At 50.6% G+C, this 12,225-nt stretch carries 7 protein-coding genes; 6 read left to right on the top strand and 1 reads right to left on the bottom strand.

Features of this window, described 5'->3' with window-relative positions:
• Nucleotides 1-158: 158 nt before the first annotated feature.
• The 6 genes from U2P89_RS04545 to U2P89_RS04520 all read left to right on the top strand — a co-directional run bounded on the left by U2P89_RS04545 (nt 159) and on the right by U2P89_RS04520 (nt 10,389).
• Complete coding sequence (locus U2P89_RS04545) at nt 159-623, top strand: hypothetical protein (protein WP_313382319.1); 465 nt, start codon at nt 159-161, stop codon at nt 621-623.
• A 132-nt stretch (nt 624-755) separates the two neighbouring features.
• A complete protein-coding gene (locus U2P89_RS04540) occupies nt 756-4,601 on the top strand; it encodes an efflux RND transporter permease subunit (RefSeq protein WP_313382320.1) in 3,846 nt (1,281 codons plus the stop codon).
• Nucleotides 4,588-6,078 (top strand): TolC family protein, encoded by a 1,491-nt coding sequence (locus U2P89_RS04535; protein ID WP_313382321.1) that lies wholly within the window; start codon nt 4,588-4,590, stop codon nt 6,076-6,078. The genes U2P89_RS04540 and U2P89_RS04535 overlap by 14 nt, the downstream gene beginning before the upstream one ends.
• Before the next feature lie 14 nt (nt 6,079-6,092).
• Entirely contained in the window at nt 6,093-7,766 is a 1,674-nt protein-coding gene (locus tag U2P89_RS04530) for an efflux RND transporter periplasmic adaptor subunit (protein WP_313382322.1), read from the top strand.
• Between the two features lie 35 nt (nt 7,767-7,801).
• Complete coding sequence (locus tag U2P89_RS04525; protein ID WP_092033893.1) at nt 7,802-8,236, top strand: heavy-metal-associated domain-containing protein; 435 nt, start codon at nt 7,802-7,804, stop codon at nt 8,234-8,236.
• A gap of 59 nt (nt 8,237-8,295) precedes the next feature.
• Nucleotides 8,296-10,389 carry a copper-translocating P-type ATPase gene (locus U2P89_RS04520; RefSeq protein WP_313382323.1) on the top strand — a complete coding sequence of 698 codons (2,094 nt, stop codon included), beginning with the start codon at nt 8,296-8,298 and terminating at the stop codon, nt 10,387-10,389.
• A gap of 74 nt (nt 10,390-10,463) precedes the next feature.
• On the opposite strand, the gene U2P89_RS04515 is transcribed toward U2P89_RS04520, so the two are convergent.
• On the bottom strand, nt 10,464-12,122 hold the full coding sequence (locus U2P89_RS04515) for an IS1182 family transposase (RefSeq protein WP_313382324.1): 1,659 nt from the start codon (nt 12,120-12,122) through the stop codon (nt 10,464-10,466).
• Between the last annotated feature and the right edge of the window lie 103 nt (nt 12,123-12,225).

The following is a 12,225-nucleotide window of genomic DNA, read 5'->3' as shown; positions in this document are numbered from 1 at the left end:
CTTAAAGATAAATACTTTATCTGACACATGTAATTTTTATTTGAGACTTTTAGGTGAGACTTTTAGGTATTTTTTAAACAATTATGGGGTTAAATTGTTTTGATATTGTTATATTTGCGTTTCGAAATAAGGAAAAAAGGAAAAACAGACAGAGAAGAATGAAAAAAGGTATCGCCATACTGCTCACAGTAGTCATGCTGCTGACCGGCATTCAGCCGGTTTTGTCGCTGCATCTCTGTGCAGGCACCCTATTTTCCGCTGGTTTCTTCGAAGCGTCTGAAAGTAGCATCTGCTGCGAAGAGCCAATGGCGGAAGCAACACTGACCTCCTCCGGAAATAGTATACCGGCAGCAGGATCCACTACCGACAACGTCGTATATCACGAGGTCTGTTGCGAATTCCAGACCATCGAAATCTCCACGGACGATTTCAGTCGTGATGCAGAACAGCAGACAATCCACAACCTAACTCAAGTAACCGGTGGCACATGGGCGGTGATGGCATCACTGCCCTACCGGGTTATTCCCGACAATTCCCTCACTATCCGGCATCATTTCCCGCCTGTCGGATTGGGCAGGCTTACTACAGACCTGCTCACTTATATCTGCATCTACCGTATTTGATTTTATCAATTCAGAAAACAGCATAACCTCACTTTTTTTCTAAGAAAAATTTGCCGGACTAAGAAGTCATTGGCTGGTTTTGAAGGTTATGTTACCATTTCATCTGTCTTTTAAAAATCAAATCATTCCTACATGCTTCATAAAATCGTTCACTATTTTTTAAATAACAGGCTGTTATCCATCCTGTTACTAACCATCATTATTGTATGGGGGATATCCACAGCCCCCTTCAACTGGTACAGCATGCTGCCGCGAGATCCGGTTCCGGTAGATGCGATCCCCGACCTCGGCGACAATCAGCAGATCGTTGCCACAGAATGGATGGGACGCTCACCCAAAGATATCCAGGATCAGATCACCTATCCGCTGACCACCTCACTGCTCGGTATTCCCGGCGTAAAGACCATCCGCAGCACTTCCATGTTCGGGATGTCGTTTATCTACATTATCTTTGAAGAAGACATTGAATTCTACTGGAGTCGTTCGCGCATTCTGGAAAAATTGAATTCACTGCCATCGGGAACGTTACCTGAAGGAGTACAACCCAGCCTGGGGCCGGATGCAACTGCTCTGGGTCAGATATACTGGTACACGCTGGAAGGCAGAAATCCCGATACCGGTGAACCCACCGGAGGTTGGGGTCCCGACGAGTTGAGAACCGTTCAGGATTTCTACGTAAAGTATACGCTTTCATCGGCTGAGGGTGTGGCAGAGGTGGCTTCCGTAGGTGGCTTTGTCAAAGAATACCAGGTGGAGATCAACCCGAACTCCATGCGCGCCTACAACCTCTCCATCATGGATGTGATGACTGCCATACAGAAGAGCAATCTCGATATCGGGGCGGAGACGGTGGAGATCAATAAGGTAGAATACCTCGTCCGGGGGCTGGGATACATCAAGAATGTGGCTGACCTCGAAGAGGCGGTCATTACGGTCCGCAATGGCGTGCCGGTAAAAATCAAAGATGTGGCCTTTGTCAATCTCGGCCCGGCCACGCGGCGCGGCGGCCTCGACAAGGAAGGGGTGGAAGCCGTAGGTGGCGTGGTGGTGGCACGCTACGGATCCAACCCGCTGGAGGTGATCAACAACGTGAAGGAGAAAATCTCAGAAATGGAAGCAGGATTACCCCAAAAGACCCTGGCCGATGGCACCGTCTCGAAGGTGACCGTCGTTCCCTTTTACGACAGGACCGGCGTGATTCATGAGACCATCGGCACGCTGGAGACCGCGCTGACCCATGAGACGCTCATTGCCATTATCGTGGTCATCGTCATCATTTTGAACCTCAGGGCATCGATCGTCATCTCCAGCATACTTCCTGTTGGGGTGTTAGCCGCTTTCATCATCATGCGCTATGCGGGCATTGATGCCAATATAGTGGCCTTATCGGGCATTGCTATCGCCATCGGGATTATGATCGATATCGGCGTGGTCTTTGTCGAGAACATCATCCGGCACATGGAGATGGAAGAGAACAAAGGTATTCGAAAGGGAAAAGCCTTCGCCAATCTGATCTACCGGAGCGTCAGTGAAGTATCGGGGGCGGTGCTCACCGCGCAGCTCACCACTGTCGTCAGTTTCCTCCCTGTCTTTTTTCTGGAGGCACAGGAGGGGAAGCTCTTCACACCACTGGCCTATACCAAGACCTTCGCACTTATCTCGGCATACCTGCTCAGTATAGCCGTGCTGCCCACCCTGGTCTACTATATCTTCTCGGTCAGGATTACTTCGATAAAACTCCGTAAAATTGCCAATATCATCCTGGTGGCTGCCGGTATTGCGTTGGTCATCTTCACCGGTTTCGGCCCCTACCTTGCCTTAACGTTGTTCGGCCTAAACAACCTGTTTGCCCATCAGTGGAAGAACCCGCGGATACCCACTTTTCTCAATATCGGGATTGCCCTGCTGGCAGTGGTCTACCTGCTGACGGTGGAATGGCTGCCCATGGGCACACAAGCAGGCGTATCCCGCAACTTGTTGTTCGTGGTACTGATCATAGCGCTCATCCTCTCGCTCCTGTGGATGCTGGTGATCTATTACGAAAAGATCCTGCGATGGAGCCTGGCTAACCGGTGGAAGTTCATGATCCTGCCCATCATAACCATCCTGTTTGGCGTTGTAATCTGGATGGGTTTCGACAAAACATTCGGTCTCGTGGCAAAAGGATTCGAGACCATTGGGTGGAGCTCTTTCCGCCAGACAGGTTTCTGGCAGACAGCCAGCAACCGCTTTCCCGGTATCGGACAGGAGTTCATGCCCACCCTCAACGAAGGCTCCTTTCTGCTGATGCCGACAAGCATGCCTCATACCGGGATTGAACAGAACCAACAATTTATTGAGATACTGGACAAACGAATCAGTCATATTCCGGAAGTGGAGACGACCATCGGCAAATGGGGAAGGGTCAATTCGGCACTCGACCCGGCACCAACCCAGATGTTCGAGAACACGATCATCTACCGTCCCGAATATATCCTGGATGAAGACGGTAACCGGCAACGTTTCAAGGTCAACCGGAAAGGAGAATTTATCCTGATCGACCAGACAACCTATAACCCGGAAGATGGATTCAGACGAGTGCCTGAGGACAGTCTGGTTCCCGACAGACGGGGTGATTACTTCAGGCAATGGCGTCCGGAAATAAGGAATGAAGATGACATCTGGCAGGAGATCATCAATGTATCGCATATCGCCGGCCTGACATCGGCACCGAAACTGCAACCCATTGCAGCACGTACCGTGATGCTGTCTACCGGCATGCGCGCACCGATGGGAGTGAAGGTGTCGGGACCCGACCTGGAATCGATCGAACAGGGTGGCCGGATCCTTGAAGCAGCCCTGAAAGAGATACCCTCTATCCTACCCTCTACCGTCTTCTACGACCGTGCTGTGGGAGCCCCTTACATCGAAATCAAACTGAACCGGCAGCAGATGGCCCGATATGGGATCACGGTGGCCGACCTGCAGGATGTGATTGGTGCGGCAGTGGGAGGCATGCCCTTAACAACCACGGTAGAGGGACGTGAACGTTTTCCCGTACGCTTGAGGTATCCGCGTGAACTGAGAGAGAACCCCGATGAGTTGGCGCGGCTGATTGTACCCACAGCCACCGGGGCGCAGATACCGCTGGGAGAAGTGGCGGAGATCGAATATACCCGCGGTGCTCAGATGATCCAGAGTGAAAATACGTTCCTGGTGGGTTATGTGATTTTTGACAAGGTAGTTGGCAAGGCCGAGGTAGATGTGGTGAAAGAGGCCGATGCAATATTACAGGAGAAACTGCGCAGCGGGGAGATCAGCCTGCCTCACGGGGTTTCCTATGCCTTCGCCGGTAACTACGAGCAGCAGGCCCGTGCATCGAAGCGATTGATGATCATCATACCTATTGCTTTGCTCGTCATCCTCCTCATGCTCTATTTTCAGTTCAAAACGGTGACCGCCTCACTCATTCACTTTTCGGGAGTATTTGTCGCCCTAGCCGGAGGATTTATTCTCTTATGGTTATACGGTGAACCCTGGTTCATGAATTTTTCGATGGGCGGTATCAATATCCGTGAGATGTTCAATATGCATCCCATCAACCTCAGCATCGCGGTGTGGGTAGGGTTTATCGCCCTCTTCGGCATTGCTACTGACGATGGAGTGCTGATGGGAACCTATATCCACGACACCTTCCTGGAAAGAGACCCGCAGACAAGGGAGGAGATCAGGGAAGCGGTTGTCCACGCCGGTTTAAAAAGGGTACGCCCGGCAGTGATGACCACCGCCACCACGCTGATCGCACTCCTGCCGGTACTGACTTCCACGGGCAAGGGATCCGAGATTATGATTCCCATGTCTATTCCCACCTTTGGCGGGATGCTGATCCAGTCGATGACCATGTTTATCGTACCCATCCTTCAATGCTGGTGGCGGGAAGGCGTCATCCGGAAAAAAGAAAAACAACAAGCTAAAACGACAGATTATGAAACCATATAACCTCTTCGGCGTCATCCTGGTTGTGCTGGGATTCATGGGTCCCCATCCTGTAGCGGCGCAAACACCCGATTCACTCGACCGTTACCTGGAAACAGCGGCGAAGAACAATCCCGGGCTGAATGCCGATTTCCTGGCCTATAAGGCCTCACTGGAAAAGGTGCCGCAGGCAGGCGCCTGGCCCGATCCACAATTGGATATCGGCTTTTTCCTCAAGCCGATGGACATTATGGGTGGGCGCCAGGTAGCCGATTTCACCCTCATGCAGATGTTTCCCTGGTTCGGCACCAAAAAGGCTGCGCAGACCGAAGCCACGCATATGGCCAAAATGGCGTATGCCCGATTCACGGAGACAAGGGACAACCTGTACCTCGAGGTATATACCCAATGGTATCTCCTCTCCACACTGGTACAGCAGCTCCGGAACAACCGCGAGAACCTGCAATTGCTGAAGCAACTGGAGGAGCTGGCCCTGCGCAAGGTCTCCTCACCCTACAGCGGTTCATCGTCTGGTTATACGGTACCTTCCCCATCGCCGTCAACAAAAGGTACTGCCACCTCCTCCACCGGTGGAGGCATGGCGGGTATGGGTTCCATGGGAGGTGCTGCCACCTCGTCGGGAACCTCCTCTTCCTCCGGGATGTCATCCCGTATGAGCAGTTCCGGCGGTGGCATGTCCTCCGGCATGGGCAGCACTGCCCCGGGTATGTCAGATGTGCTCCGTGTGCAACTGGAGATGGCTGAGATCGAAAACAACATCGAGAGCATCCTCTCGGAGATTGCAGCCGAAAAAGCGAAATTCAATGCGTTGTTGAACCGTTCTACCGACAGGGAAGTCATTCTGCCCGACTCCATCGCAAAAGTACCTTTTTTCTTTGATGAAGGGGTTACCATGAGCGAGATTGAAAACCGGAACCCTATGCTGGACATGCTGGTCGAAGAGGAACAGGCCTACCGGGCAAAAGGGGAGATGGATAAAAAAATGAGTTATCCCATGTTCGGCATCGGACTGCAGTATATGCTGATCGACAAAAGTGCGACAGCGCAGATGGAGCAGGGAATGGAACCGGAAATGACCGGCATGGATATGATCATGCCCATGTTTTCCATCTCCCTCCCCCTTTACCGGAATAAATACAAGGCACAGCAACGAGAGAGCCGGTTTATGTGGCAATCGGCCCGTGAGAAGTACAACAACACGCTGAACTTGCTTCAGTCCGACCTGTTCAGGCTGAAACACCAGCTCGATGATGCGGAGCGGAAGATCGCGCTCTACCAGAAACAGGAACAACTGGCACGGACAACCTATCAGTTGGTGGTGCAGGAGTTTGTATCGGCAAAGAGTGACCTCACCAACGTGATTCAGGTGCAGCGGCAACTGCTCGATTACCAATTGCGAAAAGCAGAAGCAATTGCCGAATACAACACCAAGGTGGCTTCCATCCGAAAATTGCGTTCCTTCAACACATCAAACAATTAAACAAAGCTATTATAATGGATAAGAATAAAATAAAAGAAATCACCAATCACCCTTATTTCAGGTACGGATTGATCCTGCTGGCCGGTTTATTTCTGGGCTGGCTCCTCTTCTCCGGCGGCAACCGGAAACAGTCGTCACAACAAACAGCCTCGGTGGAGGAAGCACATGATCATGAGGCTGAACCGACCATCTGGACCTGCTCCATGCACCCGCAGATAAGGATGGAGGAACCCGGTGATTGCCCAATTTGTGGGATGGATCTGATCCCACTGCAGACTACCGGCTCAGGCGATGCTACCATCGACCCCAATGCCATCCAGTTGAGTGCCGAGGCGGCAGCGTTGGCCAATGTACAAACAACGGTCGTGAGCAGACAGAACCCTGTCAAAAAAGTACAGCTTTACGGCACCATCCAGGTGGATGAACGGCTGTCGCAATCCCAAACATCCCACGTGAGCGGGCGTATAGAGAAGTTGTTTATCACCTTCACCGGTGAGAGCGTACGCCGGGGGCAACCCATTGCCTCGATCTATTCGCCTGAATTATTAAGTGCACAGCAGGAGCTGATTGAGGCGGTGAAAATGCAGGATTTACAGCCCGCACTGCTACAAGCGGTAAGAGAAAAGCTGCGTTTGTGGAAGCTGACCGATGCGCAGATTGCGCGCATTGAACAATCGGGTGAAGTCTCTCCGTTGATCGATGTGGTTGCCACCACAAGCGGTATTGTGATTTCCAAAAATGTGAACCAGGGCGACTATGTGAATACCGGCACTGTGCTGTTCGATGTGGCTAATCTATCGCAGGTCTGGGCTGTTTTCGATGCATACGAATCCGATCTGCCTTTTCTGAAAGTGGGCGACCGGCTGGAATACACCCTCCAGTCACTCCCCGGCAAAACATTCTCCGGAAGGATCTCCTTTATCAATCCCATTCTGGACCCTTCCACACGTACCGCAAAGGTAAGGGTGGAGACAGCCAACCCGCGCATGGAGCTGAAACCGGAGATGTATGCCAATGCCCTTATCGACGCACCGCTTAAACAATACAACAACGAAGTTGTTATTCCTAAGTCGGCCATCCTGTGGACCGGCAAGCGCTCTATTGTATACGTGAAACAGCCGGATACCGAAATACCTGCGTTCATGCTACGGGAAGTCGAACTGGGACCGTCACTGGGAGATGCCTACGTGGTGTTATCCGGCATCAACGATGGTGATGAGATCGTGACCAATGGTGCCTTCACCATCGATGCGAGTGCCCAACTGGCCGGTAAGCGCAGTATGATGAACGATGAAGCAGGCCGCGCCGTCACCGGGCATGAAGGTCATACAATGAATGGCAGCAGCCCGGCGAACAGTGCCTCGTCAGGTAGTGCACCCACTGCAGGGCATGAGGAACATACCTTGCAGTCACCCGCCACGGGTGGGGAGCATGTGATGCTGACTGTACAGGGATTGTGCGAGATGTGCAAGGAACGTATCGAGAAAACAGCGAAGGCAGTAAACGGGGTCCACACGGCCAGCTGGGATCTGAAGACCAAACAGCTGCATCTCGGTTTCGATCCGGCCCAAACATCAGCCGATGCCGTTGCCGAAGCCATTGCCAAAGCAGGGCACGATACAGATCAATACAAGGCAGACAAGGCAACTTATGATGCTTTGCCTGACTGCTGTAAATACAGAGATTAGATCATTGAATCATAAAACTTTAAAATGCAACAACAATGAAAAAAATTTTTATAACAACCATTATCTTGGGTGTTGTCCTGTTCACCGCGTGTAACTCAGGTACATCCAACAAGAATCAATCAGAGCGTGAACACACGGAGATGAATCAAATGACAACTGGTGATTCACAGAATGAAATGGAACACATGCAACAGGGTGCCCAAAACGAAGAACATGCCATGCTGGGCGTCAAGGGGAGCTGTGAGATGTGCAAGGAGCGCATTGAAAAGGCCGCAAAGAGTGTGGAAGGTGTCTCTTTTGCAAGCTGGGATATGGAAAAACAGGAACTGCATATGAATTTCGATCCGGCCAAAACCAATCTCGAAGCGATCAGTAAAGTGATCGCGGCTGCAGGACATGACACGGACAAGGACAAAGCCGAAAAGGCAGTCTACGATGCGTTGCCCTCCTGCTGCAAGTACAGGGAGTAGCATTCATTTCTACATCAGGGGAGTGGCTTTGGCCGCTTCCCCTTTATTTTTCAAAAAATATGGCACACGATCATTCACATCGCGATGAGCATGAAAGTAAGTCTTCTGTCCCTGCAACACCCAATGAACATGGAGCACATACTGAAAATACCGGACATGCAGAACATCCTAATCATGCTTCCCATGCTACAGGTGGATCCGGCTACAATAAACACGAAGGACACCATACCGGCGATTTTTTAAAACGATTCTGGATCACCCTTATCCTGACTGTTCCGCTGCTCCTGCTTTCTCCCATGATTCAGGAATGGCTGGGTTTCGGTATTGCATTCCCGGGCGATAAATATGTGTTGCTGATACTTGGTAGCATCATTTATCTCTATGGTGGTATGCCTTTTTTCAAAGGGATGACCAGAGAAATAAGAGCCAAAGCGATTGGCATGATGACACTGGTGGCCCTTGCCATTACCGTGGCCTACATTTATAGTGCCGCCGTGGTCTTTGGTCTGAAAGGGATGGATTTCTTCTGGGAACTGGCCACGCTGATCGTCATTATGTTGCTTGGCCATTGGCTGGAGATGCGTTCTCAGATGTCGGCATCACGTGCATTGCAGTCGCTGGTGGAATTGTTGCCGTCTGATGTTTCGGTTGTAAGAGACGGAAGGGAAGAAAAAATCAATCTGGACCAGCTACACAACGGAGATACCGTCATCGTCAGGCCCGGCGGGAAAATACCTGCCGACGGCCTGATAACCGACGGACAATCGTACGTAAATGAGTCCATGCTTACCGGAGAAAGTGTTCCCGTTAAAAAAGCACGGAACGATAAAGTGATTGCAGGCGCCATTAACGGCGACGGAGTGCTTCATTTCACGGCGACGGGAGTAGGGAAAGACAGTTATCTCCACAAGGTAATCGGTTTGGTACAGTCGGCACAGGAAGCAAAATCAAACACACAGAATCTGGCCGACAGGGTGGCTAAATGGCTTACCTATATCGCCATCGTGATGGGTGTGGCTACCTTTATCTACTGGTTCACTGCCGGTGGGGGCAATTTATCCTTTGCACTGGAAAGAATGGTCACCGTCATGGTTACGGCCTGTCCCCACGCACTGGGCGTAGCCATCCCCTTGGTTGTCGCCATCTCCACAACGCTGTCGGCCACCAATGGCCTGCTCATACGCAACCGCACAGCCTTTGAAACCACACGAAAGCTCTCGACCATCATCTTTGATAAAACCGGAACACTGACAGAGGGTTCACACGCCGTGCAACACATTATTCCATTGGGTGAAAAATATGCTGCCGATGAATTATTGCAATACGCCGCGGCGATACAGCAAAACTCCGAACATCATATTGCAAAGGGGATCATGAAAATGCTCAATGAGAAGAACCTGGAATTATGGCGCTCGGGTGATTTTCAGTATATGCAGGGCATGGGTGTAACCGGTTCGGTCAACGGGAAAACAATCGTGGCTGCTGGCCCGAATTATTTCCAGGATAAAAAAATCACCCTGCCTGAAACACCCGGTGAAATTGACCCTGCTTCGGAGACGGTCAATTATTTATTGATAGACGGTCATCCCGAAGGAATCATCACATTGGCCGACACTATTCGTGAAGGTTCACGGCAAGCCATTGACGACTTGAAACAAATGGGTATCAAGTCATTTCTTCTCACGGGTGATAATGAGGATATTGCTGCTTCCGTTGCTAACAAATTAGGGATGGATGGTTATATGGCGAATGTCCTGCCCCACCTGAAACAGGAAAAAGTAAAGGAATTTCAGGCAGAAGGAGAAATCGTGGCGATGACCGGTGACGGTGTGAACGATGCACCTGCCCTGGCACAGGCAGATGTGGGCATCGCTGTTGGCTCGGGTACTGATGTAGCTGCAGAGACAGCCGATATTATTCTGGTAAACAGTGACCCGCGGGATGTAGTAAAAATGATTGATTTCGGAAAAAGGACATACCGTAAAATGGTTCAGAACCTCATCTGGGCTGTAGGCTACAACGTGATTGCCATCCCTTTGGCTGCAGGGATTCTATATCCGAAATTTATATTAAATCCGGCTATGGGCGCCATATTGATGTCGGCAAGCACCCTTGTCGTGGCTTTTAATGCAATGACGTTGAAACTGAAGTAGAACCAATTTCACAACGATCACTGAGACTACCGGCTATGAGGCTGTCTCAAAACGAGGCAGCTTTCTTTTTATCATCACGCCGCATAAGTCATGTTATGTTGTGCAGAAGTCCTAATCTTAACTGATCTATTATTCTCTTGTTGGCAAAATAGGATAAAACCGGTAAAAAACGGATTATTTTTCGCTTTTGCCTGTTTTTTTCCGGCATCCTGCCTTTTTCTGTGTAATTTTTCCAGGTTGAAGGCGACGGCAAAGATGGCAAAGTCCATCATGACCCTGTCTGTCTGTTCGTCGTTAAAATGCCGGAAGCGGTCATATCCCTTGTTGGATTTTGATTGTCCGAAGACGGCTTCCGGTTCTATGGGACGCCGGCTGCGGTGCATCAAGCCTTCCTCCGATGTGAGGCGTTCGCGAGCCTTGTTCCTGAGGCGGTTCAGGTTGTGGTTGACTTCCATGCTCCGGTTCTCCTTTGCCTTGTGGCACAAGCACCTCAACGGGCAGCCCGTGCAATTTTTAGCCTGGTAAACCGACAGGTGCGACTGGTACCCGCTTTCGCTCTTGCGGGTGGTGGTGCCGACTTTCTCCATGTGTTGCCCCATCGGGCACACGTAATAGTCACCCTCGGGGTTGTAGTACAAATTTTGCGCTAGAAAACCGTTGTTTTTGAATGACTTTGTCTGTTCCTTATGGAAATAGTTGTATTTGACGAAGGCTTCAATACTATTCTGTTCCATGAACTCGTAGTTTTCTTCACTCCCGTAACCCGAGTCGGCTATGTTTTTGACCGGATATTTCCCGTAACGTTGCCTGAATCCCTCCATGAAAGGTTTCAGGGTGAGCGTGTCGCCGGGGTTTGGAAAAATATCATAATGGGTGAGGAACTGGTTTTGCGTGGCTATCTGCACATTGTATGCCGGCTTCAATTGCCCGTTTTGCATGTGGTCGTCCTTCAGGCGCATGAAGGTGGCAGCCTTGTCCGTCCTGGAGTAGCTGTTGCGCTCCCCCAGGGTTTCGAGGTGCTTCTCGTATTCCTCCAGTTTGGGCAGGTGTTTGTTCTCCAGTGTCCTGATAGCCTTCTCTTGCTCTTTGCTGCGGTTTTCACGGTTGATCTCCGCTATGCGTCTTTTCAATTCTTCCGAGTTCAGGGGGCGGGGTGGTTCATCATCGGGCAGGTTGTCCTGCGCGATACCCTCCTCGACAAGCTCCAGTACTTTACGGATCTTCTCCTCCAGTTTGACCTTGTTCTTTTCAACCGACTTGCGCCATACGAACGTGTAGCGGTTGGCTCTTGATTCAATCTTGGTGCCGTCAATATAAGCCGGCTCAAGACTTAAATACTCCATCCCCACCAGCATCACAACCACCTGGGTAAAGATCTCGTGGATGGTATCTTTCAAGTGGGAGGAGCGGAAACGGTTGATGGTGTTATGGTCGGGAGCCTGGTTACCGGACAGCCACATGAAACTTACACGGTCGTTCAGGGCATTTTCTATTTTGCGGCAAGAATAGATGTTGTTTAAATACCCGTAAATGACCACTTTAAGCATCATTCGTGGATGGTAGGCGCTCCTGCCGCCGAACTTGTAGGTATCTATCACACGGCTGATGTCAAGGCTGTCAACGATATGGTTGATCAGGCGCGCGGGAGAATCGGCGGGCAATTTTTCATCCAGACTTGCAGGAAAGAGAACCGACTGTCCCTGGGTATAACTTTTGAAAACCGGTTTTGCCATATCCTTTTTATTTTGCTCCTAAGTTACTAAATTTAAACGATATGACAAAAAATCGAGTAGGTAGGGGGATTACTCCCCCGCCCTCTCACACCACCCGGCTTGC

Origin of the sequence: Proteiniphilum sp., assembly GCF_034331125.1 — a bacterium.
Classification (GTDB): domain Bacteria; phylum Bacteroidota; class Bacteroidia; order Bacteroidales; family Dysgonomonadaceae; genus Proteiniphilum; species Proteiniphilum saccharofermentans.
This window is presented reverse-complemented; position numbering and strand designations above follow the sequence as displayed.

What these genes read in the sequence shown, in the direction of transcription:
- U2P89_RS04545 (WP_313382319.1), top strand. Translation starts at nt 159, where the DNA reads ATGAAAAAAGGTATCGCCATACTGCTCACAGTAGTCATGCTGCTGACC.
- U2P89_RS04540 (WP_313382320.1), top strand. Translation starts at nt 756, where the DNA reads ATGCTTCATAAAATCGTTCACTATTTTTTAAATAACAGGCTGTTATCC.
- U2P89_RS04535 (WP_313382321.1), top strand. Translation starts at nt 4,588, where the DNA reads ATGAAACCATATAACCTCTTCGGCGTCATCCTGGTTGTGCTGGGATTC.
- U2P89_RS04530 (WP_313382322.1), top strand. Translation starts at nt 6,093, where the DNA reads ATGGATAAGAATAAAATAAAAGAAATCACCAATCACCCTTATTTCAGG.
- U2P89_RS04525 (WP_092033893.1), top strand. Translation starts at nt 7,802, where the DNA reads ATGAAAAAAATTTTTATAACAACCATTATCTTGGGTGTTGTCCTGTTC.
- U2P89_RS04520 (WP_313382323.1), top strand. Translation starts at nt 8,296, where the DNA reads ATGGCACACGATCATTCACATCGCGATGAGCATGAAAGTAAGTCTTCT.
- U2P89_RS04515 (WP_313382324.1), bottom strand. Translation starts at nt 12,122, where the DNA reads ATGGCAAAACCGGTTTTCAAAAGTTATACCCAGGGACAGTCGGTTCTC.